This window comes from Bradyrhizobium sp. 147 (genome assembly GCF_023073935.1).
Lineage (GTDB): Bacteria > Pseudomonadota > Alphaproteobacteria > Rhizobiales > Xanthobacteraceae > Bradyrhizobium.
Genome location: NZ_JADPKL010000087.1, coordinates 76,461 through 99,130, shown reverse-complemented (window position 1 = coordinate 99,130; position 22,670 = coordinate 76,461). Strand labels below are relative to the sequence as shown.

Sequence of the window (22,670 nt, the reverse complement as noted above, 5' to 3'; positions counted from 1 at the left end):
TTAACGCGTCGCCAGCACCACGGCAGCCAGCGTGAAGATCAGCGCGGCGATCTGGCCCGCGCCGAGCGGCTCGCCGAGCGCGATCGCCGAGGCGACGACGCCGATGACCGGCACGGCCATGGTGCCGATCGCGGCGACCGAGGCCGGCAGGCGCGCGAGCGCGGCGAACCAGCTGACATAGGCGATGCAGAACTGCACCACGGTCGAATAGACCAAGAGCCACCAGCCGAGCGGCGTCACCCGCGACAGATGCGTGGTCTCGACCAGGAGGCCGATGATCGAGATCGGCAGGCAGCCGATTCCGATCTGCCAGGCCGCCGCCGTGATCGGCGGCAGGCGGATCGGGTACTTTTTCGAGAACACCGTGCCGACGGCAAAGCCGAACGCGCCGCACAGCGCCATGATGATGCCCGGCAGCTTTTCCGCGCTGGCGGCAATGCCGTTGCCGCCCATGATCGAGGCAAGGCCGGCAAAGGCCATGGCCAGCCCCAGCGTGCGCAAGAGGGTCGGCCGCTCCCCCAGCACCGGCCAGGCGATGATCGAGGCCCAGACCGGCATGGTGTAGGCGATCAGCGCCGCCTCGCTCGCCGGCAGCCAGAGCAGCGCCAGGCCCATCAGCACCATCCAGCCGGTGACATTGAGCACCGCGGCGGTCAGTAAGCGCGGCCAGACCGCGCCCTCGACCCGCAGGCTCTGCCGTCGCACGACCGCGAGCAGCGCCAGCAGCACCGCGCCGAGCACGCCGGTGACCCCGCGCAGCGTCAGCGGCGGCAGCTCGGCGAGCAGGAATTTCGTCACCGGCCAGTTGAAGCCCCAACCGATCGAGGTGATCGCGAGGAACATGAGGCCGGCCGGGGCGATGCGCGGCCGCGCATCCCGGCGGGTCGAATCGTGCATGGGGGTTGGTCCGGCAAAATCGAAGGTCAGCTTGGCGCGGATTCGCTGCGCAAACCACCACCTCGGCGGGCATGCCTGCCCTCACCTTCCGTAGGGCTACGTGAGTCCCGCTGACGCAATCCCATCGGCCAAAAATATACCTGCCCTGTGAACAGCGGGATGAAGGGTTGCAAACAGTGCACCATGCAAATTTTTTCGGTTGGGAATCCCTGAGGACTCACTGATACTTGGCTCCACAACAGGCGCGGCCGAAACCCCTGTTATCCCCCACAATCCACCATATTTAGTATTTGATTCAGGAACTCGCACTAGTTCTTGACGGGCGCAACGGAGAGTCCTAGCTTTCGGTCCGTTCGGCGCGAGTGAGTTTGCGTCCCGCCGGCACTCCCCCAAAGGGTCTCGCAAATCGACACTCCGCCCGCCAGCCAAAGGCAGCGGATGAGGGCTTGTCTGCCCTTTGATGGAGGACGTTTCGGACGCCAGAACGGGCCGGCAACAGGCTCGCATGGCGACGGTTGAGGTGACGGTGGGGCGTTGAACGCATGTCGGGCTCATTCCCTTGGGGGCGGATGGGCCTGGACATGCCGGCGGATGTGAGGTGCGCGCACCGAGCAATCCCGTCGGGAGAACAAGGGCCGGGTTCACCGGCTGAACTGCGATGCCCGAGCCCGAACGGCCAAAGGGACTCGCGAAGCGAAATGTCGATCGGAACGCCTGAATGGAGGCGGTTCGGTCAAATATTAAGGACGGGGCAAGACCATGCGGATTGAGCGGCGCCATACCACTTCGGGACAGTCACCTTATGCGGGAATCGATTTCCGGCTGACCACGTCGGAGATTCGCAATCCCGACGGCTCGGTCGTGTTCAAGCTGGAGAACGTCGAGGTGCCGACCGAATGGTCGCAGGTCGCCTCCGACGTCCTCGCCCAGAAATATTTCCGCAAGGCCGGCGTCGCCGCGCGCCTGAAGAAGGTCGAGGAAGAGTCCGTCCCCTCCTTCCTGTGGCGCTCCGTGCCCGACACCGAGGCGCTTTCTGCCCTGCCTGAGAAAGAGCGCTATGTCAGCGAACTCAGCGCAAAACAGGTGTTCGACCGCCTCGCCGGCTGCTGGACCTATTGGGGCTGGAAGGGCAAGTATTTCTCGACTGAGGAAGACGCCCAGGCCTTCTTCGACGAGCTCCGCTACATGCTCGCCATGCAGATGGTCGCGCCGAACTCGCCGCAATGGTTCAACACCGGCCTGCACTGGGCCTATGGCATCGACGGCCCCGGCCAGGGACATTATTACGTCGACCCGTTCACCGGCAAGCTGACCAAGTCCAAGTCGGCCTATGAGCACCCGCAGCCGCACGCCTGCTTCATCCAGGGCGTCGGTGACGACCTCGTCAACGAGGGCGGCATCATGGACCTCTGGGTCCGCGAGGCGCGCCTGTTCAAATACGGCTCCGGCACCGGCTCCAATTTTTCGCGCCTGCGCGGCGAAGGCGAAAAGCTCTCCGGCGGCGGCCGCTCGAGCGGCCTGATGAGCTTCCTCAAGATCGGCGACCGCGCCGCCGGCGCCATCAAGAGCGGCGGCACCACGCGCCGCGCCGCCAAGATGGTCGTGGTCGACGTCGATCACCCCGACATCGAGACCTATATCGACTGGAAGGTGAAGGAGGAGCAGAAGGTCGCCGCCCTCGTCACGGGATCCAAGATCAACCAGAAGCACCTCAAGGCGGTGCTGAAGGCCTGCGTCAATTGCGAAGGCTCGGGCGACGATTGCTTCGACCCCGAGAAGAACCCTGCCCTGCGCCGCGAGATCAAGCTCGCGCGCCGCAGCCTCGTGCCTGACAATTACATCAAGCGCGTCATCCAGTTTGCCAAGCAAGGCTACAAGGACATCCAGTTCGACACCTACGACACCGACTGGGATTCGGAAGCCTACCTCACCGTCTCCGGCCAGAACTCCAACAACTCGGTCTCGCTGAAGGACGATTTTCTGCGCGCCGTGGAAACTGACGGCGACTGGAATCTGACGGCTCGCACCTCCAAGAAGGTGACGAAGACGCTGAAGGCGCGCGACCTCTGGGAGAAGATCGGCCACGCCGCCTGGGCCTCGGCCGACCCGGGCCTGCATTTCAACACCACGATGAACGACTGGCACACCTGCAAGGCGTCCGGCGACATCCGCGCGTCCAATCCGTGCTCGGAATACATGTTCCTGGACGACACGGCGTGCAACCTCGCTTCCGCCAACCTGCTGACGTTCTACAACACCACGACGAAGCATTTCGACGTCGAGGGCTACGAGCATCTCTGCCGGCTCTGGGCCCTCGTGCTCGAAATCTCCGTGATGATGGCCCAGTTCCCGTCCAAGGCGATCGCCGAGCTCTCCTATGAATTCCGCACGCTCGGCCTCGGCTACGCCAACATCGGCGGCCTGCTGATGACCATGGGCCTGCCCTATGACAGCAAGGAAGGCCGCGCGCTCTGCGGCGCCCTGACTGCGGTGATGACCGGCATCACCTACAAGACTTCGGCGGAAATCGCCTCCGAGCTCGGCACGTTCCCTGGCTACAAGAAGAACGCCGCGCACATGCTGCGCGTGATCCGCAATCACCGCCGCGCCGCCCATGGCGAGTCCTCCGGCTATGAGGCGCTCAGCGTCAACCCGGTGCCGCTCGACCACGCCTCGTGCCCGCAGCGGGACCTGGTCGCTCATGCCAAGGCGGCCTGGGATGCGGCGCTTGAGCTCGGCGAGCAGCACGGTTATCGCAACGCCCAGACCACGGTGATCGCGCCGACCGGCACGATCGGCCTCGTCATGGATTGCGACACCACCGGCATCGAGCCCGACTTCGCGCTGGTCAAGTTCAAGAAGCTCGCCGGCGGCGGCTACTTCAAGATCATCAACCGCGCGGTCCCCGCAGCGCTGCGCGCGCTCGGCTATCGCGAGAGCGAGATCGCGGAGATCGAAGCCTACGCCGTCGGCCACGGCTCGCTCTCCAACGCGCCGGGCATCAACGCCTCGACCCTGAAGGCCAAGGGCTTCACCGATGAAGCCATCGCCAAGGTCGAAAAAGCCCTGCCGACCGCCTTCGACATCAAGTTCGCCTTCAACAAGTGGACCTTTGGCGAAGACTTCATCCGCGACCAGCTCGGCATCGGCGCTGAAGCCATTGCCGCCCCCGGCTTCGACCTGCTCCAGGCCGTGGGCTTCACCAAGCGCGAGATCGAGGCGGCCAACGTCCACATCTGCGGCGCGATGACGGTGGAAGGTGCCCCGCACCTCAAGGCCGAGCACTATCCGGTGTTCGACTGCGCCAATCCGTGCGGCAAGATCGGCAAGCGCTATCTCTCGGTCGAGAGCCACATCCGCATGATGGCGGCGGCGCAGCCCTTCATCTCGGGTGCGATCTCCAAGACCATCAACATGCCGAACGACGCCACGGTGGAGGACTGCAAATCCGCCTACATGCTGTCGTGGAAGCTCGCGCTGAAGGCCAACGCGCTCTATCGCGACGGCTCCAAGCTCTCCCAGCCGCTCAACTCGCAGCTCATCAGCGACGATGAGGACGAGGACGATGCGATCGAGCAGCTCTACGACAAGCCGATGGCGGCGCGTGCCGCCCAGGTCTCGGAGAAGATCGTCGAGAAGCTGGTCGAGCGCATCATCGTGATGCGCGAGCGCGAGAAGATGCCGGATCGGCGCAAGGGCTACACCCAGAAGGCCGTCGTCGGCGGTCATAAAGTGTACTTGCGCACCGGCGAGTATGACGACGGCCGTCTCGGCGAGATCTTCATCGACATGCACAAGGAAGGCGCCGCGCTCCGCTCCTTCATCAACAACTTCGCCATCGCGGTGTCGCTCGGCCTGCAATACGGCGTGCCGCTGGACGAATATGTGGATGCCTTCACCTTCACCCGCTTCGAGCCGGCGGGCCCCGTGCAGGGCAACGACAGCATCAAGTACGCGACCTCGATTCTCGACTACGTCTTCCGTGAGCTCGCGGTGAGCTATCTGTCCCGCTTCGACCTCGCCCACGTCGACCCCAACGAGACGGGTTTCGACGCGCTCGGCAAGGGCGTCGAGGAAGGTAAGGAGCCGGACGAGGACGGCGGCCACCACGCGACCAAGCTGGTCTCGCGCGGCCTTACCCGCTCGCGCACGGACAAGCTGGTCGTGATGCGCGGCGGCTCGACCGCGGTCTCGCAAGGCAACGACAGCGCGCCTGCCGGCGGCAGCCGCGTCACCTCGCTCGCCTCCCACGGCGCCACCGCCCGGAGCGCCGGCGACGCCCTCGAAGGCGCAGTCGCGCTGAAGCAGGAAGCGAGCCACGATCTCTCCCCCACGGAGAAGCTCGAGCAGCTCCAGTGGAGCAAGGCCGGCAGCGCCGGAACGGTCGCGGTCCCCAGCAAGGCCGAGCGCCGCGCGGAAGCGAAGGCCAAGGGCTACGAGGGCGAGATGTGCTCGGAGTGCGGCAACTTCACGCTGGTGCGGAATGGCACGTGCATGAAGTGTGATACTTGCGGTAGCACGACGGGGTGTTCGTAGCGGTTATAAACCGCCTGGTCTCATGCCGCTGTAAACCACGAGCAGTACCCTGCTCGTGGTTTACAACTATTCAGCAGCATGACTTTATTCTATCAACCAGTACGCTCAGTGCGAATGCGCAGCAACGACACCGTTCTCCGACAAAAAAAGGCTGTCTTTCGGAGGAACCTACGCGAGGATCTGAAGGCGGCGGGTTATCGCGTCAGGCTTTCTGGTAAATCTGATTGGAAAGTAACGGCGCCAAGTCGCAAAGCCCAAGAGCGGGCCATGCGGGGACTAAGGTTTGAACAAATTGAACTGGAGCGGTCGTTCGCCGAGAGGCTGGAAGCCAAGGGGATCCTAAATCTTCTAGGCGACGCTACGATCCAGGTCCAAGACATCAATCCAGAGATTAAGATTTGCCGCAGCGTCGCCGATCACGAACTATTCCGGTACGCCAAGCTGTTTCAACATGTCCCGACAACCAATCGCGTCGGGCGGCAAGTTAGGTGTCTCGTCTACGACGTTGGGCAGGCGCCTAAGCGGCTGATGGGAGTGTTTGAGCTATCGAGCGGACCGTACACGATGGGTGCTCGAGACGCCTATTTGAATTGGTCCGGCGTTGACCGGAAGGGCGTGAAGGATCGCGGATTGCGCCGACTGATGGACTTAGCCACCATTGTGGCGCTGCCGCCCTACAACATCCTACTGGGCGGCAAGCTTATCGCCTCTCTCGCCATGAGCGACGTGGTGGTCAGGGAGGTCCGAAGACGTTATCGGTCAGAGCTGCTGGGCGTTGTGGCGACCTCTGCGACGGGGCTGCACTGTGCAATCCTCAATCGGATCGGCCTAAGACCAGGCGGATTGTTCTCGCGCATCGGCCAGACCAGCGGTTATTCTACCTTGGGATTTAGTCCGAGGACGCTCGGGGCTGCTCGCGCATTCCTGCCAGGCTTTGTCAGTGCGCCAGAGGGCGAATTCTCCAAGTCTGTTCGGCCGATCCATGTGCTGCGTGTCGCAATGCGCAATTGCGGCATTGGCTCCAGCACCATCTTGCAAAGCTCTTACCCTAAGGGTGTTTACCTGGGAGTCCTCCATACGGCTGATCTAGACGCTTTGAGATCCGGCCGCGGACGCAGGGCTCGTGGAGTGGCAATCGAGACTATCCTAGCGTATTGGAAGGCGAAGTATCTGGCCAAGGCAGTCGTGTCGGGAAGTCGTCAGGAAGCCTTGCGCAGTTTCGTCCGTTCAGGGCCGATTCCTGTTAGCCGGAGGAAGCGAACTAGATGTTCTGGGTAATTTTCGACAGCAGCACCAAGCGGGAATATTACCAGGATGTACATAACTTGCTGGCTATGCCCGCAGGTTGCGTCATCCCATACGACTACAGAACGAAGTATTTTTCGCCACGGGCGTTGGCGGAAATGGAAGCGCGGCGCGGCGGCAATCAGGTTTTGCTGGTCTACGCACAATCCAAGAGTTACCAAAAAAACGGCGACCCGCCGGCAGGTACGATACCGTTCGCTGACGGGTTATGGGTTGGAACTCGCCTGGCCACACTTCGCAGCGCCGCGTTCTCCGTCGATCAGTATTACATCGACCTGCAGTTGGAAGGTTACCCGGCGCCGAACGAACATGCGCTATCCGAGATACTGCGTCCGTTGATTGAGGGCAATGAGGCGCCCTTCTCGAAGTGGATCGCGGTATCGGAAGGAGACGAGCACTTCCGCAGTTTGCGGGCCGGTGCCGATGCAGAAAATTGGGCTGCCATCATTAACAAGTTGGGTGTCGCGCCCTCGCAGTTCGCTGGCGATTCTTTTTGGAGGGTCGCGAAGCTCGTATCTGGTGAGGATGCGATCGGGATCAAGCCGCACATCGAGGAGCGCCCCTCGTCAAGCGGTTTGAAGAGGTCGCGGTCCGTCTTTACCGTAAATGGGCTAGATCAGGTTGGCATCGAAGTCGAAAGCCGACAGCCCCAAGCGGAGGAAGATTCGAACGCCCCAGAAGGAGAACCGCGGGCGATCTCGATTTCTTGCGATGCAGAGCCCCTCTCCGCGTTCAAAGGAAAATCGCTACCGCTACGTAGATTTCAGCATGTATCGGTGGAAGGCCAAATCGCCGCGATCGACAGCTTCCGTCCGCAGGATTGCAAGTTGCATCTAACTACAGGCCCTACACCCGAAGGGAAATACCCGATCGGCCCCAACTTCTCCCTGGATCTTCGCGCGACGATGGACCCGTCGAGGATGAAGTTGGGAGTTTTATCAGGGGTCCTGGGGGCGGCCGGTGTAGTGATTGGCGCTGTTCTGGCCAAAGATCACATAGATTGGGGCATAATCTCGGTGGTGGTTGGCGTTCTACTGAGCGTCACGTCCTATTCCACCCTTACGGGCAAGTTTAAGCTTCCAGGCGCAAAGTAACACGGAGAAGTAGATGGCTATCGTGAACAGACAGTTCACCTATAAAAAGCGCATCAAGGTGAGCGTTGAGGATTTTCAGGCCGCTCGCGAGGGCAAGAAAACGGCCACGATCCGTTTAGGCATCGCGGCAGTTGAGGGGGAAAATATAGACCTCACCGACGGAGCGAATTCGCTCAAAGTCAAGGTCATCTCGGTTGCGACTGAACCCTACAAGGCGCTTTCTGATCAGCACGCGCAGTGGGAGGGCTTTCAGAACGTCACCGAGCTTCAGAAGGATCTTGAGAAATATTATCGAAAGATCGATCCAGAGCAGCCGATCACCACAATTAGGTTTGAACTTGCAGGGTAGCTGCGCGGGCCCGGTAGAAGCGGAGTGAAGTCATGCCCAAACCGGAAAGCTTCCCGATCGAGAAGATCTTCGTTCCCACGAAGCAGAAGAAAACCATCAAGCCCGAGGTCGTCGGGGAGATCGCGGAAAGTATTCTGGACATCGGACAGCAGGCTCCCATTTCCGTTTGGCGCGACGGAGACCGCCTCGTTCTAGTCGAGGGACTGCATCGGCTCGAAGCCTGCAAGGCGCTCGGCGAGACGACCATCATCGGTGTCCTGGTCCCGGCCGAGCTTGCTCAGCACAAGCCGCAGCTCGCCGAACGACCCGAAGTGGAGGCAGAGCGCATCAAGATGGCGCGATTGAAACAATTACGCCTCGAGAAGGAAGCCGCAGACGCATCGACTTCTGCCTTGAAGAGCGCTGGCGCAACGCAAGCGCCGCGCACCCGTTCGATGAAAGGCGTCCGCGACAATCCGAAGGCATCGCCGGGCCGGACTGCGGGATCGGCACGGAAAACATTGTCGGACTGGATCACGCAGCAAAAGGGAAGCGGCGGGCGCTATTGATGGCCCGGATTGCAGCGAGATCGAACCAAAAGCCCGATCATAAATCGATCAGCCCGTCGTCGTTCTGGGGCATCGATAGCCGCAAGCCGCGGCTATCTCTCCTTGCATTACCGCGATCCTCTCACGCCGCTTTCGCCTGCTCCGGCGACGCCGTCTCCATCGCGCGCATGTAGAGATCGAGCAGGCTTTCGCGCTCATCGCGCTCGTTCTTGTCTTCCTTGCGCAGCTTGATGATCTCCTTGAGGATTTTCACGTCAAAGCCCTCGCCCTTGGCTTCCGCGAAGACTTCCTTCTTCTGTTCGCTCAACTCCTGCATTTCGCTGTCGAGGTTCTCGATCCGCTCGACGAAGGAACGGATCTTGCCGCCGGGAATGGTGATGTCGGACATGGTGCCTCTTTGCTGACTGAGATCGTGAAAATGCCCGCAAAGAAATGACCAATGTGTTAACCTCGCAGCCCGCGCATTGCCTGCTGACAAGCGCCGAGGGAGCGGTTCCATGCCCGAGCTTCGCTTCGATGACGGCGCCGCCTATGAGCAGGTGATGGGTGTCTGGAGCCGTTCGGTCGGCGAGATCTTTCTCGACTGGCTTAGGCCACCACAAGGGCTGCGCTGGATCGATGTTGGCTGCGGCAATGGCGCCTTCACCGAGCTCATTCTTGCACGCTGCGCGCCCAGCGACGTGCAGGGCATCGATCCCTCTGAGGGACAGCTCGCGTTTGCCCGCAGGCGTCCCGGCGCGCGCGGGGCCGTGTTTCAAACCGGCGATGCCATGGCACTGCCCTTTGAGGTGGAAAGTTTCGATGCCGCGGTGATGGCATTGGTTCTCGTGTTCGTGCGGACCCCCTCGAAGGGTGTCGCGGAATTGGCGCGCATCGTTCGTCCCGGCGGCCTCGTTGCGACCTACATGTGGGACATGCTGGGCGGCGGATTTCCGCTCGATCCGATCCTCGATGAGATGCACGCGATGGGGCTGTCGCCGACGCGTCCGCCGCATATGGAAGTGTCCACTCTTGCGGCGCTTCAGGGCCTTTGGAGCGCGGCCGGGCTGCAGCAGATCGAGACCCGGGAGATCACCGTGCAGCGGACGTTTGCCGATTTCGACGAGTTCTGGAATGTGGAGACGAAGGCCCCCTCCACCGCACCCGTGATCGCGGCCATGCCGGCGGCCGACGTCGCCGCGCTCATGCAGCGCGTGAGGGCGCGCCTGCCCGCCGACACGGACGGCCGCATCACCTGCAGCGCCCGCGCGCACGCGATCAGCGGACGCAAGCCGCGCTGAAGATGTGGGGAGGCAGGAATTCCTATGACAACCCGCAGGAATCACGGTGACAGTGCATTAGATTCGTCCGCCATCCGCCCTGCCGAATCTCGGCTCGACTCACGCTTGGTCGGTGTCAATTAAGTGCACTTGCATCGTAATTCGTGCGCCGGAGGCGTTAGCGGCCTCGCTCCGTCGCGCTCCCGAGCCCGCCACAATTTTTCCTTTGCACACGCGTTGTGTTGGACAGCGGCGAGACCTATCCTTGCAGTGATCGGACCGCCTCCCATTGACGCCCGACCGGATGGAGAGCGCATCGGTGCCTGAAACGAACGACCCCAGCCCTGATACCCACAAGCCTGGTGCCGACAAGCCTGACACCGCCAAGCCGGATGAGGCGCGCGCCGACGGCGGGCTGGCGCGGGCCTATGACCGGATCAAGCGCGCAGAGGAAGACCTTGCGCGGCTGGACCGGCTGGTTTCCGGAATGGAACGCAACAGCGAAGGCCAGCGGGCCTCGCACGCAAGTCTTGGTGCGACGGCAGCCGCAACTTCCGGAAACAAGGCGGCGCCTGATGCCAAGGTTCGCGATCAAGGCATGAAGGGAGACCGGACCCTGGTGCGCGCTTTGGTCGGCCTGGTGCTGGCGATCGGCTTTCTCGGAGCCGCCTTCGCGTCGCAATATCGCGATGAGGCCAAATCGATCGGCACGTCGATCATGGCACGATGGGTTCCGTCGGCCGCGAGCAGGCCCCCGCCCGTGGTGGAAAGTCCGGCGCAGCCGCCGGCAGTGCAACTGGCTGCTGCGGACGAGTCGAGCCCGCTGCCCGCGCCGCCGATAGCTAAGGAAACGGACAGCGCCCCAAAGCCTGACGCCACAGCGCCTGACCCGTCGTCGTCCGATCTTGCGCAATCGCTCAAGGCCATCACGAGCGAACTTGCGAGCATCAACGGCAAGCTCGAGCAGCTGAAGAGCCGCAACGAGCAGAGCCTGCGTGAGCAGGCCGACACCATTCAACAGCTCAAGGCGGCGCAGGAGAAGGATGCGGCGGACAATGCGCGACTCGCCGCGCAGGTCCAGGCGCTGCAGACACAACTCACCGCTTCGTCCGCGTCTGCAGCCGCGAAGCCCGTCGTGCGAAGCGTGACGAACAACGATGCGGCTGCGCATGCCCGGCCGCATGTATCAGCGGCCGAACCCCGACGGCCCAGACCGCCGCGAGGCCCCTGGATGCCTCCGCCGCCCTACATGGTCGAACCTTACGGCTATCCGGATTGGTGAGCCCGCAGGGCAGGCTTTTTTTTCCGAAGGCGCGATTGGATTTAAGGCCCGTAGGATAGGGCCATTCTGCGAGCTACCGGCCGAAACGAACGTGTAGTCGATACCCTGCTCGACCTGCCGCGTCGTGCCGTTCCGATACGTGAAGGTCCAGAACACCTTGTATGACACGCTGTGCCGGCGATCGTCGTCCTCGATCACGATGCCGGAGTACCTGTGCTGCGCTTCATGATCCGGTACCTTCGACCGTGGATGTCAGAGAGGATGCGATTCCGAATCCGTTGACGGGCTCCGCCTTGCTGATGTTGACGCCATGAGCCGCGAGCGAAAAGTGCGCACCGGTTTTCCGCAAAGATCATGCTCAAACAAATAGCCTAGATTGCGTTAACCAAGTCCATCATCTGCGCTGGTCGCACTCCCGAAACGGCATGGCAAAAAAAAGCAAGCGCCTCCTCTCTCGCCTTCGCAAGCTCCGGCGAGGCGCCCGGTGGATGCGCAAGACATTCGTGCGATCACCGCGGATGGTTCGGATCGCGGCCGGCGCGGCAATCCTGCTTGCGGCCATCGCGCTTGTGAACATCGCCTATCAGTTGATCCGCAAGCCGACCGAGCTGTTCGTCCTTCTCGGACATGCCCTCGACAAGGAGCCGGCGGAGACGTGGGCGCATTACGGGCCGCTCTTCCGCACCTATTCCACCGCTGTTATCACGCCCGAATTGCTGGCCGCGCTGGCGCAGGTCGAAAGTTCCGGCAATCCCGTCGCGCGCACCTATTGGCGCTGGCGATGGAGCTTCAATCCGCTCGCGATCTACCGACCGGCCTCCAGCGCCGTCGGTCTCTACCAGATGACCGATCCCGCCTTCACTGAAGCGGCCCGGTTCTGTGTCCGCGGCAACGCGGTCACGGAGACGGCTTGCGGGTTCAACAGCTTCTACATCCGCGCGATCCCGAGCCATGCCGTCGAGCTGGCATCGGTGTATCTGGACCGCCAAGTGGCCTTGGTCCTCACCCTCGCGGGCGATATCAAGTCAGGCGCGCAACAGAAGCAGGATCTGGCCGCCTTCATCCATCTCTGCGGCGCAGGTCCCGCCACAGCCTATGCGCGCCGCAAGTTTCAGATGCTGGTCGGCGAGCGCTGCGGCGATCACCTCGTCGCAAGCTACGTCGCCAAGGTCAACGCGATGAAGCGGCAGTTTCAGCGCCTTGCGGCTGGTGACGGCGATTAGATGATGCGTTTCGCAGACCGTAGGATGGGCGGAGCGACTTGTCCGCCGTAGCTCGACGAGCGGAAGCGATACTAACGACGCTGCGCGCGACGACGGGTTTCGCAACAGCTCGACCCATCCTACGAACTAAGCTCTACGCGCGCCTCACCGTATCTCGCTCATCGTCACCTGTCCGGCGATCCCGCTCAACTCGGGCTCTTGTGGCGCAAGCTCCTCATCGGAAGACGGGCCTACCGAGACTTCGGCCATTCTACGCTTGACCTGTTCGCAAGTCTTGCGGACGTCCTCGGTGAACAGCGCGCATTCTTCGATGCGCTTAAAGATCTTCCGTCCCTCTTCACGATAGCCCGCCGCCGTCTCCCGCATGAAAGCGATCGCATCATGGACCTGGGCTGTCAGCGCCTCGCATTTGTGCGCGGCGTCGATCAACTCGGTGCCCATGGCCTCGATCTCTTTTGCAGCGGACTCGTAGTCGCGAATGACCGCCTCTGCACTGAGCGCGCCGACGCGCGACACGCCCGCGGTGTGCTCGACGTAATCAGGCAGAGCAATGGAAGTAATAGAGCTTCCCGAGCGTACCGACGCAATGTCCGCTTCGAGTTGGACCAGATTCACTCCGTCCCGTCTGCGCAATTGTTCAACACTTGCCATGATTGATCCTCCCAATACGCAACCCCGAACCCTTAACAGCATTGGGTTTATTACGGGGATAAATGTCGTTCTACCTCAATGAATCCTTGACAGTCTCAGGTTTGCCATTTTCCTAATCGCTGACGTCGCACGCAGCGATGTTGAACCTGGGCGCGCTCAACCAGTTCTGGTCGCGGGTTGGCGGAGATGGGAGGTGCGCAAGGACTCGAGTTCTCGAGCGAGAAATGAGCGGTCGAGTAAGCGTGGCCCGGGGCGCGCGTGGCGAAATCCGGGTGTTGTGCCCGCGCATTCGGCGCGCGGCCTATCATCGGCCGGCGTTTTGCGCCGACCGCAAGCCGGTCAGTTCAGCGTCCGTCGATGGCCGATCACCACATGCCGCAGAATCTGATGGGTGTTCACCACCAGTACGGCCACCGCCACCCCTCATAGCGGACCCACGACGAAACCAGTGGCGGGCCGTATGGATCGACCCGGTCGTCTTCAGGACGATAGCGATATCGTGGAACGATATAGTAATCCCACGGCGTTGGCCTGAGCACGGGCGCCGTAACGATAAGTCTCTGCTGGGGTTCACGAACGACTTGCGCCTTCCGCGGCCGGGCTTCAGCACCTGACGTTCCAAGGCTGCACAGCACCAGGGCCGTTCCGAGCGCACACGCGGCGGTCATTGTCTTCATGCGTTGGCCTCCTTCCCGCCAGAGTGCTCAAGGAGGCAAAGCAAGGCAAGCCTAATTCGTTTTCGACTTGCTCGAACGCCCCCTGCCGGCTTTGGCGACTCCGGCCGCTCCGCCAGCAGCCGCCTACTCCCGCGCCCGACGCACCGCCTCCTCCAGCTTCATCCTCTGCTTGTCCCACCGGCTCTGCTCCGCCTCCGCACGTTCATCGAGGGCAGCCCGCTCGGCTTCGATCTCTTCGGTGTGAGCCTCGTGCTCGCGCCTCGCCTTGTCCAGCGCGGCTTGCGCGCTCGCGACCGCCTTGTCGCGGCGCGCGCGCTCCTTGGCGCGGGCGGCCTCCTCTTTCCTGCGCTCGGCTTCGCGCTGCCGCTCCTCCTTCTCGAACGCCGCGGCGGCCTCGCGCGCCTGTCGATCGTCAATCTTGTGGGACGATGTCTTTGCCGTCTTGGCCGGACGCTTGCTTGGCTTGGGCTTACGTTTCGGCTTGGCCTCGCCGTCGGCGAGATCGGTCGGCAGTTCGGCGCTTTCGGTGAACGGGCCGTCCGAGCCGACCGGACGCCTGAGCACAACCCCGGGGCTTGCCATGGTCGCGGCGACGATGTCGGGGTCGTCGGTCTCTTTCGCCACGCCTTGATGGAACAGGTTGGAGCTGGCGCCCCACGCCTCCAGCGCTGCCTTCATCGATGGCGCGGCGACCGCCTGGTCGTAGAAGCCGAGCGAAGTCTGGTAGGTCTTCAGTTTTCTTTTGAGTTTTTTTGGCATCTCGCCCCACGGCCTGGCGACGTATCAGCTTCCCGTCGCACCGGGCGCCATCATGCCAGTTTGCCCCTGTTTTGCCCGACAAGTCAAACGCTATTCGGGATCGCCGAAGTCGGCCCGGAGCATTGGCGTCCCGTGCCCTGCTCGCCCGACGGGAAAAATATTCGGACTTGCAGAACTCTGAAATCCCGCATGTTTTCTACTGTGCATGGGGTTGTTTTCACAACTTTGCTTTGACGGGCCCCGCCCCGCGCTCGATCTACGCCCCGAGCAGCGCGTCATATCCGCGCTCGCTGAACGCCAGCAGACAGAAGCCGTGCCCGAACGGATCGGCCAGCATCGCGATCCGCCCATAGGGCGCATCGCTTGCGGCAATCTCGAGGATCGCGCCGGCGCGCAGCGCGCGTTCGACGGCGGCATCGACATCATCGACGACGACGTCGATATGCACGGGCGTCCAGTGCCGCGCGTAGCGGCGGCGATCGCCGCCGGCGCCGATTGTGCCGGCCTGCTTGGTGAGCAGATACACCGGCGCCGGCCAGCCCAAGAGCTCGACGAAGTCGCCGCCGAAGCAACGGCCGAGCGTCAGGCCGAATGCTTCGGTGTAGAAGGTCGTCGCTTGCGCGACGTCGGGGACGTCGATGTTGAGGAGGAAGGCCATGATCAACTCGTTGCGCGGTTGCGCAGCGAGCGTAGCCCGAATGGAGCGTCGCGCAATCCGGGATGGTGCCGCAGGTGCAATCCCGAATTTCGCTTGCGCGCCGGGCGACGGTCTTACGGGATTTCGTACACCGACACCTTGTCCCCGATCCCGCTCAGCGCGACGCTGCGACGTGTCGGGTTGAGGCCGCCGGCCTCCAGCAGCGTCCGCGCCTCGGCGTTGTCGACCACCGCCTCCGTCACTACGATCGCGCGCGAGGCGGCGAGGCTCTGGACGCGGGAGGCGATGTTCACGGTCTGGCCGAAATAATCCTGCTGGCCGTTGAGGGTGACGGCGAGGCACGAGCCCTCGTGAATGCCCATCTTGAGCAGCAGGCCCTGGTGCTGACGCTGGGCGCCGAGCTCGCTCATGGCCTCGCGCATGCGGATCGCGGCCGCAATGGCGCGATCGGGCGTCTCGAAGGTCGCCATCACGGCATCGCCAATGGTCTTGACCACGGCGCCCTGCTCGGAGGCGATGATCTCCTGCAACAGGCGGAAATGCTCGTTGACGAGATCGAAGGCGACGAGGTCGCCGACATGCTCGTAAAGCCCGGTGGAGTCCTTCAGGTCCGAGAACAGGAAGGTCAGGCTGAGGATCTTGAGGCGCTGGCCGATCGCGAGCGTATCGGTGCGGTAGAGATCGCGAAAGGTCTGGTTGGTGAGGAGGCGCTTTGCGGTGAGGCTCGGCTTGCGCCGGGTCAGGAGATCGTCGAGCCGCTGGTTCATCACCCACACCGCCGGCAGCACGCGGCCGTCGGTGCGGTTCTCGAGCGTCAGCCGCAGCGGTCCCGGGCGCAGGCTCACGGCGTCGACCGGGACCTCGGTCCTGTTCAAGATCAACGACAGGGCCTGGCGCTCGGCCGTCTCCTCGCCCTTCACCTCGATGTAGTGCGCCGTGTGCGTCACCGGATCGAACACGATCAGCATGCCCGGCTGTACTTGCAGCGAGAGAATGGCGCGCTCGCCCGGCGGCAGGTCGACGGATTCCAGGGTCAGCTCGCGAAGCAGGCCGTCGAGGTCGGGCGGAAGCTCGATCGCCGAGCTCCAGAACACCTGGCGGTAATATTCGGCGAGCGGCAGCTCCTCGGCATTGTGCGCGGCGATCCTGCGCACGCGCGGGCTGACCGCGAAGGTCACCTCGACCAGATTATCGAGCGTCGTCTCATAGCCGGCGGCGCAGAAGGCGCAGTGATATTGCGGGCTGTTGACGGTCTTCAGGCTCTTGTTGGCCGAGAGCACGCCGGCGCAGCTCGGGCACATCACGCTCCAGGTCATCTCGAGGATGCCGAGCCCGACCGCATGCAGCAGCCCCGCGATCACCTGCTCTTCGCCGAGATTGGCCATCCTTGCCAGATGCAGCGCATTGATCTTGCACAGGGCATGGTCCGGCCCCTCCCGCACCATGCGCTCGAGCATGTCGACGACGGGCGCGTCGGCCGACTGGCGCAGGACACCGAACAGGGTTTCGATCTCGCTCATGCCGTGATGTTATATGGAAGGGGGTGACGCGGACATCCGCTTTCCGATTACCTATGCCGGGTAAGGAGGAGCGCAAGCCATAGCCGTCAATTGCTGCGTCACGATGATGGGAGTTTGCGGAGTCCCGGCAAAGGCCGGATTTCTCTTTGTTTCCCCATCCCCGCTGCTATCGCTTTGCGCGCCCACTAAGTGGTCGATGTGACCGAGCGCGATCGCGGTGGCGTTGCCCTTCGGCGCGATCCATTCGGCGGCATCGGTGAACAGCGCCGCGATGCGCGCTGCGTCGCGGCCATCTGGCGCGGCTGTTCGAATGGCATGTCGGCGCCACGCCGCAACAGCTTGCCAAGACGCTGCGCGCGCAACGCGCCAAGCGCTTGCTCGATGCCGGTGATTACACTATGGCTGAGATCGCGTTCCAGGCCGCGTCGTTCATGGTCGCACGAAGGGGCGGATCGCGCGCGCGGCGAGACCCGCCTGGCCTTCATGCGATCTCAACTCAGCGGGCGGCCCCCGTCGTGACGTCCGCGGTCTTGACCTTGCGGGGGCTGAGCACCTTCAATTGATGCGCTGAAGCAACCGTCGTGGGCGCCGCGACCTGCTGCTCGACATGCGTCCCACCGACCACGCGCACCTGCAAGGGCGAAACCGGAAATCCGTTGGCCTCATAGGTCGGCAGCTCAGCGGCGAAAGCCGAAGTCGCGCCCGCGATCGTCAGGAATGTGGCGGCGATCGTCAAAGTCTTCTTCTTGTTCATTGGTAATGCTCCTGATGGAAGATTCGGAGCACATTTAAGCGCGTCGTGCTGCATTGCGACATCCGCTGTTGCATTGCAACAGCGCACGCAGTGCATGGCGATATGCTTAACACGGTACAAAGCCTTGGCCGAATCACGCCGGCGGGGCCATCGCGCGTTGCGGGCGGAGGTCAGCCGCCGAGCACGTTGCCCCAACCATCGAAGAGGTAGGCCTTCCAAGCTACGGTTCCATCCTCACGTGGCCGGCTGGCCTTCCGGTAGTCATCGGCCTGTTCGGCGGTCCAGGTGATGATCGTGTCGGACAGACGATCATGCAGGATGGCGGGCTCGGTGGGATCGAAGTCGTCCATGGGACGAAGCGAGGAATGCGTGCTCATGGGCCGATCAACGCACGGCCGTGCGCAAAGTTGCCGCGAAGCGTCAGGGCGTCTTGTCAAACAGCCAATCGCGAAAGCCCCTCACCGCCTATTTCAGCGCGATCGCGAGCGATTGCAGTTTTGCGACGAGATTGGTGCCGAGCGCATAGATGATCTCGATAATCGCGAGTGCGATGCCGGCCGCGATCAGACAGTACTCGATCGCAGTGGCGCCGGATTCATTGGCGACGAATTCGGCCCATTTGCATTTCAACTTCACTGACGTGCCTTTCTGTCTCTACCAGAAATTGCGAGCGCGAAAAGTGCGTTGTGGCAATCGAAGATTGAGTAAATTCGGATCGCTCAATTTGACGACAAACCGGCTGGTTGCAGGCATTCCGGCGCAGCCGCACATGGGGCCGCCATGGAACCCGCGTTGCAACTTCGCAACACCTCTTCGAAAAGCCCGTTTTCGTTGATTTACGCCATTGCGCCGCCACACCCTCTTCCGAACAATTGACGCGCTGCGTGCCTTTCCGTGCAAGACTGTTTGCATCAAGTCTGTTTGCATCATGACTGTTCGAACAAGACTGGTTCGAACAGAACGTTTGGAGGCAGGGATCATGAATGATCGGCAGTCTCTTCTTGTGGCGGTCTCATGCCCCTCGGCCGTTCTCGCTGCCTGGCTGCTGCTCTCCCTGTCGGCCTACGCGCCAGCCCTTATCGAGAACAGCGGCGCCAATGCGGCTGCCGTCTCGCGCGCGAAGGATCTCGGTCGCCTCGACCTTGCCGACGTCCCACGCGCTGCGACCATCGAGGACGGTGTCGCCTTGACCGCCGACATTGCGGCGGCTGCGGCGAGCCTCGTAACTGTCGAAGCGGCAGCCGCGCCGGAGGCGGAGGTACCTGCCCCCGCCGTCCAGCTCGCGTCGGCCGATCCCGCGTTGATATTGTCGCCGGAGCCGCCCGCGCCTCAGATTTCGCCCGAACCAGCACCGAGCGTCAGCGAGGCTCCGCCTGCGCCAGCGCCAGAGCCCTTCAAACTCGCATCCGCCGATCCCACCGAGATCGTGGCCACGGACGCACTGTCCCCCGCCACGATCGCGAGCGGATCCGCCCCCGTTGCAAGCAAGACGTCGCCACCCGCAGACACCGTCGCCGTGCTCGACGAATGCTTCGTCGTGGACGCCTGCATCGATCGCTATCTCTGGGCGCTCTACCAGCGCACGCCTAAGGAGGATTCAATCAAGGTGCAGGAACGCCGCGCCGTCACCGTCAAGCGCAAGGGCAAGACGGTGACCGTGATGCGCAGCTTCACCAAGCTGGTCGACGAGGATTTCGGCTGGAAGGATCCCAAGGCGGCTGAGCATGCCGGCATGTCGATGATGGACTACGTCATCGGCGGCATGGACAAGAGCTTCAAGCGAAAGCTGTTTCGCACGCTGCTCGCCGCCGAAGCCGCCGGCCTCTCGCCGGGCATCACCAGCGCGTTCCGTGACGATTATCGCCAGTCGATCGCGAGCGGCCTGAAGGCCGCCTCCGACCGCTCCTATCACGGCGGCAGCACGCGTGGCGGTTATGGGCACGGCATGGCCGCCGACATCGTCAGCACCCAGGGTAGCAATCGCGCGCAACGCTGGGTCTCGACTGAAATCCTGTGGAAGTGGGTCGACGCCAACGGCAAGGCATTCGGCATCGGCCGGCCCTATCTCGGCCGCGATCCGCCGCATGTCGGCCCGATCGACGGCCAGGAATACATCTCGCGCCGGGGCACGGCGGAGCGCAAGGAAGCTGCCAACGCCAAGCCGAGAAAGGTGCGCGCTGCGGCCCACGCAAAGCCGCCCAAATCACAGGCCATGCGTGAGCAGAAGAGCCCGGCAAAGTCGCAGAGGGCGGCGCAATCGGCCGGCAAACGCGCGACCTGAAGCTACGGCTTGCGGGCCGGCGTCGGCAGCGGCACGAGACGCATCTCGGCTGTGCCGGCCTCCTGCGTGCGCACCAGCACCGCAAAGATGGTTTCGACCGCCAGCCGCACTGCGACCTCCCTCGCCAAACCCTTGGCGAGATGCGCCGCGATCAGGCCGGTGAGAAGGTCGCCCGTGCCATAGGGCCGGATCGGCAGACGCAGCGTGGCAAAGCGCGACAAATGGCCGTCGGCGCAGAGGATCGTCTCCAACTGTCCTTCGGGCGTGTCCGCGAGCGTGCAGCCGGTAGCGACGACGTCGAGGCGGGCCTGCCCCGCGAGTGCCGCGCAGGCCGCGCGCAGGTCCTGCGCATCGGCAATCGTGATGCCCGCAAGCAGCTCGAGCTCGAACCGGTTTGGCGTGGTCAGGTTCGCGGCCGGCAGCAGCCGGCGCCGGAGCACGTCCAGAATTCCATCGGCGACATAGACGCGACCATCGTCTCCGATCACGGGATCACAGAGATAGACGAGCTTCGAATTGCGCACCAAGGCCCGCTCGACGAACTCGGCAACGACGGCGGCATTACCGGGCGAGCCGAGATAGCCAGTGACGACCACGGCCGCCTCGTCGACGAGATCGCGCTCTTCTACGCCCCTGAGAAGATCGGCCACCAGCTCGGTCTCCAGCACCCGCCCGCGCAGGCTCGGATAGCGTGGATGGTTCGACAGCAGCGTCGTCGGCACCGCCGCGACATTCACACCTTCCGCCTGCACGGCGTAGGCAGCCGCGCTGTTGCCGACGTGGCCGTGGACCACCTGACTTTGAATGGAGATGACGAGCATCAGAGGTCCGTAGGGGCAAATGCTACGCGAGGCAAGTGCAGCAATCATAGCCGAAATAGAGCGCACCTCCATCCTAGCTACAGGATTGCGGCAGCACGTGCGGGCAATGCCTCAGCGCCGCGCCAGCCTTCTAAGATAGGCGCAGAACATGTCGGCCATGGCATCAGCATAGGCTGCGATCTCCGCCTCGCTCCGTGTCTCTTCCGAAAAACTTTTGCCGACCTCGCTGAGCGTCGTCGTGATCAGCTCGCCGGCGAGGGTGCGCGTCGCATCCGAGGCTTTGGGCAGCGCCTCCCGCATGAAGGCGGCGACGATGCCCTCGCCGGCCGCCCGCGCATCCTGCGCCTCCGGCGCGTCGCGATAGAGCGGTGCGGCATCGCTGAGCGCGACGCGAATCGCAGCCTCCTCGCATTCGGAGCGGATGAAGGCATGGACCAATGCGCGCAGCCGCGCCAGCGGGGGCGTCGCCCGGTTCGCCAGGATGCCGCGCAGGAGCTCGCTGGTGCGCCGCCACTCGTCGCTCTGGAGGCGGAACAGGATCGCCGCCTTGTTCGGAAAATATTGGTAGAGCGATCCAACGCTCACCCCGGCCCGGTCCGCCACCCTCGCCGTCGTGAAACGCTGCGCCCCCTCCTTCGCCAAGACCTGAACAGCGGCATCCAGGATGGCCGCCACCAGCCCGGTGGAGCGGGCCTGTTGCGGCTGTTTTCGCGAGGAAATTGAACGGCTTCGACGGTCGGCCATGATGCCTGCGAGCAATGCGAATAGGAAATGCGACGAATTAGTCGTATTTCAGTCTCCGCGCAAGCACGCGCTTCGCTGCGAACCCTGGAGACGCCAAATGACCACCCCAACCATCACATCGCTTACGCCGCTGCTGGATCGACTGTTCGACGAGGCCGAAGCTGCAAGCAGCGCAACGCTGGCCGCTATCGCCGACTTGTCCGATGCCGACCGGGCACGGATGATGCGCAGCAAGACCGCTTACCGCGATCTCTATGGACGCCTGAGGGACGCTCCGCTCGCGGTCTCGCGCGAGACCGGCAGCCTGCTCTACATGCTGGCCCGCAGCTCCCGCGCCAAGGCGATCGTCGAGTTCGGCACCTCGTTCGGCATCTCGACCCTGCATCTTGCTGCAGCTCTGCGTGACAATGGCGGCGGCCGCCTCATCACCAGTGAGTTCGAGCCGTCTAAGGCAGCGCGGGCGCGGGACAACCTGTCGGCCGGCGGTGTGATCGACCTCGTGGAAATCCGCGAAGGCGATGCGCTGAAGACCCTCAGTGCCGATCTGCCCGATACGATCGACCTCGTGCTGCTCGATGGTGCCAAGGCGCTCTACTCGGATATTCTGGATCTGCTCGAACGCCATCTCAGGCCGGGCGCGATCATCGTCGCCGATAACGCCGACGACAGCCCCGACTATCTGGCGCGTATGCGCAAGCCGGGAAACGGCTACATGTCCACGGCCTTTGTCGAAGACGTCGAACTGTCGGTGCGGATCAACTGACGCGGTGTCGACGCACCGCGGCATCTCGAGCCGCCACGCGATGGAACGCGCGGCGGCTTCGTTGCCTCGGCGGCGTCACCGTCGTGTCCGCATTCCAATCGGTGTCGCAGGTTCGTCACTCACACGTGTTACCTGCTCACGGCAAAAGCCCGTTCCAGGGGCTCGACGTATACCGCGCAGAATCTTCTTACGCCGAGAGGCTCATGACCTCCGCCTTCAATGCTTACGCGGCGCTCGCACTTGCCATCGTGTTCGAAGTCACGGCGTCCGCCTTCCTGCAGCAATCCGCTCAGTTCAAGCGGCCCTGGCCGACCTTGGCGATGGTGCTGTTCTATGTCGCCTCGTTCTATGCGCTGTCGGCGGCAATCCGCATCATCCCCCTGAGCATCGCCTATGCGATCTGGGGCGGCGTCGGCATCATCCTGACCGCCACGGTCTCCTTCGTGCTATTCCGCCAGATGCTCGACGGCGCCGCCTTCGTCGGCATCGCCTTGATCGTGTCCGGGGTCGTGGTGATCAACCTGTTCTCGGAGACGACGGTGCATTGAC

The 22,670-nt window shown here is 63.1% G+C and carries 23 protein-coding genes; 12 read left to right on the top strand and 11 right to left on the bottom strand.

What is annotated here, in order from left to right; genetic code table 11:
- Entirely contained in the window at positions 1–897 is an 897-nt protein-coding gene (locus IVA87_RS20300) for a DMT family transporter (protein WP_247297152.1), read from the bottom strand.
- Positions 898–1,656: 759 nt separating this feature from the next.
- Here IVA87_RS20300 and IVA87_RS20295 point away from each other — a divergent pair.
- From IVA87_RS20295 to IVA87_RS20275, 5 genes are all read left to right on the top strand, one after another.
- Positions 1,657–5,433 carry a vitamin B12-dependent ribonucleotide reductase gene (locus tag IVA87_RS20295; protein ID WP_247334715.1) on the top strand — a complete coding sequence of 1,259 codons (3,777 nt, stop codon included), beginning with the start codon at positions 1,657–1,659 and terminating at the stop codon, positions 5,431–5,433.
- 114 nt (positions 5,434–5,547) lie between these two features.
- Positions 5,548–6,711, top strand: coding sequence for a Druantia anti-phage system protein DruA (locus IVA87_RS20290; protein ID WP_247334711.1), 1,164 nt, complete (start codon positions 5,548–5,550; stop codon positions 6,709–6,711).
- Positions 6,699–7,832 (top strand): hypothetical protein, encoded by a 1,134-nt coding sequence (locus IVA87_RS20285; protein WP_247297157.1) that lies wholly within the window; start codon positions 6,699–6,701, stop codon positions 7,830–7,832. Before IVA87_RS20290 ends, IVA87_RS20285 begins: the two co-directional genes overlap by 13 nt.
- A 13-nt stretch (positions 7,833–7,845) precedes the next feature.
- Positions 7,846–8,181 carry an ASCH domain-containing protein gene (locus IVA87_RS20280; RefSeq protein ID WP_247297158.1) on the top strand — a complete coding sequence of 112 codons (336 nt, stop codon included), beginning with the start codon at positions 7,846–7,848 and terminating at the stop codon, positions 8,179–8,181.
- Between the two features lie 32 nt (positions 8,182–8,213).
- Positions 8,214–8,729, top strand: coding sequence for a ParB N-terminal domain-containing protein (locus IVA87_RS20275; RefSeq protein ID WP_247297160.1), 516 nt, complete (start codon positions 8,214–8,216; stop codon positions 8,727–8,729).
- A 121-nt stretch (positions 8,730–8,850) separates the two neighbouring features.
- Here IVA87_RS20275 and IVA87_RS20270 read toward each other — a convergent pair whose 3' ends face one another.
- Entirely contained in the window at positions 8,851–9,117 is a 267-nt protein-coding gene (locus IVA87_RS20270) for a DUF2312 domain-containing protein (protein ID WP_025575662.1), read from the bottom strand.
- Positions 9,118–9,226: 109 nt separating this feature from the next.
- Between IVA87_RS20270 and IVA87_RS20265 the strand changes: the two genes are divergently transcribed.
- The 3 genes from IVA87_RS20265 (at position 9,227) to IVA87_RS20255 (ending at position 12,493) form a co-directional block, all read left to right on the top strand.
- Positions 9,227–10,009: a class I SAM-dependent methyltransferase gene (locus tag IVA87_RS20265; protein ID WP_247297171.1), complete on the top strand. Its 783-nt coding sequence runs from the start codon at positions 9,227–9,229 to the stop codon at positions 10,007–10,009.
- Positions 10,010–10,292: 283 nt separating this feature from the next.
- On the top strand, positions 10,293–11,270 hold the full coding sequence (locus IVA87_RS20260; RefSeq protein WP_247334869.1) for a hypothetical protein: 978 nt from the start codon (positions 10,293–10,295) through the stop codon (positions 11,268–11,270).
- A gap of 425 nt (positions 11,271–11,695) precedes the next feature.
- Entirely contained in the window at positions 11,696–12,493 is a 798-nt protein-coding gene (locus tag IVA87_RS20255; RefSeq protein ID WP_247297173.1) for a transglycosylase SLT domain-containing protein, read from the top strand.
- A 144-nt stretch (positions 12,494–12,637) separates the two neighbouring features.
- Here the strand turns inward: IVA87_RS20255 and IVA87_RS20250 are convergent, their stop codons facing one another.
- The 4 genes from IVA87_RS20250 to IVA87_RS20235 all read right to left on the bottom strand — a co-directional run bounded on the left by IVA87_RS20250 (position 12,638) and on the right by IVA87_RS20235 (position 16,758).
- The gene (locus IVA87_RS20250; RefSeq protein WP_247297175.1) at positions 12,638–13,144 is read right to left on the bottom strand and encodes a hypothetical protein; all 507 of its coding nucleotides are present in this window, start codon (positions 13,142–13,144) and stop codon (positions 12,638–12,640) included.
- A gap of 800 nt (positions 13,145–13,944) precedes the next feature.
- The gene (locus tag IVA87_RS20245) at positions 13,945–14,580 is read right to left on the bottom strand and encodes a cell envelope biogenesis protein TolA (protein ID WP_247297177.1); all 636 of its coding nucleotides are present in this window, start codon (positions 14,578–14,580) and stop codon (positions 13,945–13,947) included.
- A gap of 256 nt (positions 14,581–14,836) precedes the next feature.
- Positions 14,837–15,238 carry a VOC family protein gene (locus IVA87_RS20240; RefSeq protein WP_247297178.1) on the bottom strand — a complete coding sequence of 134 codons (402 nt, stop codon included), beginning with the start codon at positions 15,236–15,238 and terminating at the stop codon, positions 14,837–14,839.
- A gap of 113 nt (positions 15,239–15,351) precedes the next feature.
- Positions 15,352–16,758, bottom strand: coding sequence for an adenylate/guanylate cyclase domain-containing protein (locus tag IVA87_RS20235; RefSeq protein ID WP_247334706.1), 1,407 nt, complete (start codon positions 16,756–16,758; stop codon positions 15,352–15,354).
- 278 nt (positions 16,759–17,036) lie between these two features.
- On the opposite strand from IVA87_RS20235, the gene IVA87_RS20230 reads away from it, so the two are divergent.
- Entirely contained in the window at positions 17,037–17,321 is a 285-nt protein-coding gene (locus IVA87_RS20230; protein ID WP_346658372.1) for a helix-turn-helix domain-containing protein, read from the top strand.
- Here IVA87_RS20230 and IVA87_RS20225 read toward each other — a convergent pair.
- From IVA87_RS20225 to IVA87_RS20215, 3 genes are all read right to left on the bottom strand, one after another.
- Positions 17,255–17,512: a hypothetical protein gene (locus IVA87_RS20225; protein WP_247297182.1), complete on the bottom strand. Its 258-nt coding sequence runs from the start codon at positions 17,510–17,512 to the stop codon at positions 17,255–17,257. The genes IVA87_RS20230 and IVA87_RS20225 overlap by 67 nt on opposite strands.
- Positions 17,513–17,682: 170 nt before the next feature.
- The gene (locus tag IVA87_RS20220) at positions 17,683–17,889 is read right to left on the bottom strand and encodes a hypothetical protein (protein ID WP_247297183.1); all 207 of its coding nucleotides are present in this window, start codon (positions 17,887–17,889) and stop codon (positions 17,683–17,685) included.
- An 88-nt stretch (positions 17,890–17,977) separates the two neighbouring features.
- Positions 17,978–18,148: a Flp family type IVb pilin gene (locus tag IVA87_RS20215; RefSeq protein ID WP_247297184.1), complete on the bottom strand. Its 171-nt coding sequence runs from the start codon at positions 18,146–18,148 to the stop codon at positions 17,978–17,980.
- Positions 18,149–18,491: 343 nt separating this feature from the next.
- On the opposite strand from IVA87_RS20215, the gene IVA87_RS20210 reads away from it, so the two are divergent.
- The gene (locus IVA87_RS20210; protein WP_247297185.1) at positions 18,492–19,793 is read left to right on the top strand and encodes a hypothetical protein; all 1,302 of its coding nucleotides are present in this window, start codon (positions 18,492–18,494) and stop codon (positions 19,791–19,793) included.
- A 2-nt stretch (positions 19,794–19,795) separates the two neighbouring features.
- On the opposite strand, the gene pdxY is transcribed toward IVA87_RS20210, so the two are convergent.
- Positions 19,796–20,614, bottom strand: coding sequence for a pyridoxal kinase (gene pdxY / locus IVA87_RS20205; RefSeq protein ID WP_247297186.1), 819 nt, complete (start codon positions 20,612–20,614; stop codon positions 19,796–19,798).
- Between the two features lie 111 nt (positions 20,615–20,725).
- Entirely contained in the window at positions 20,726–21,358 is a 633-nt protein-coding gene (locus IVA87_RS20200; protein ID WP_247297191.1) for a TetR family transcriptional regulator, read from the bottom strand.
- Between the two features lie 97 nt (positions 21,359–21,455).
- Between IVA87_RS20200 and IVA87_RS20195 the strand changes: the two genes are divergently transcribed.
- Positions 21,456–22,121, top strand: a complete 666-nt coding sequence (locus IVA87_RS20195) for a class I SAM-dependent methyltransferase (RefSeq protein ID WP_247297194.1) — start codon at positions 21,456–21,458, stop codon at positions 22,119–22,121.
- A gap of 203 nt (positions 22,122–22,324) precedes the next feature.
- Complete coding sequence (locus IVA87_RS20190) at positions 22,325–22,669, top strand: multidrug efflux SMR transporter (RefSeq protein WP_247334703.1); 345 nt, start codon at positions 22,325–22,327, stop codon at positions 22,667–22,669.
- Position 22,670 lies beyond the last annotated feature (1 nt).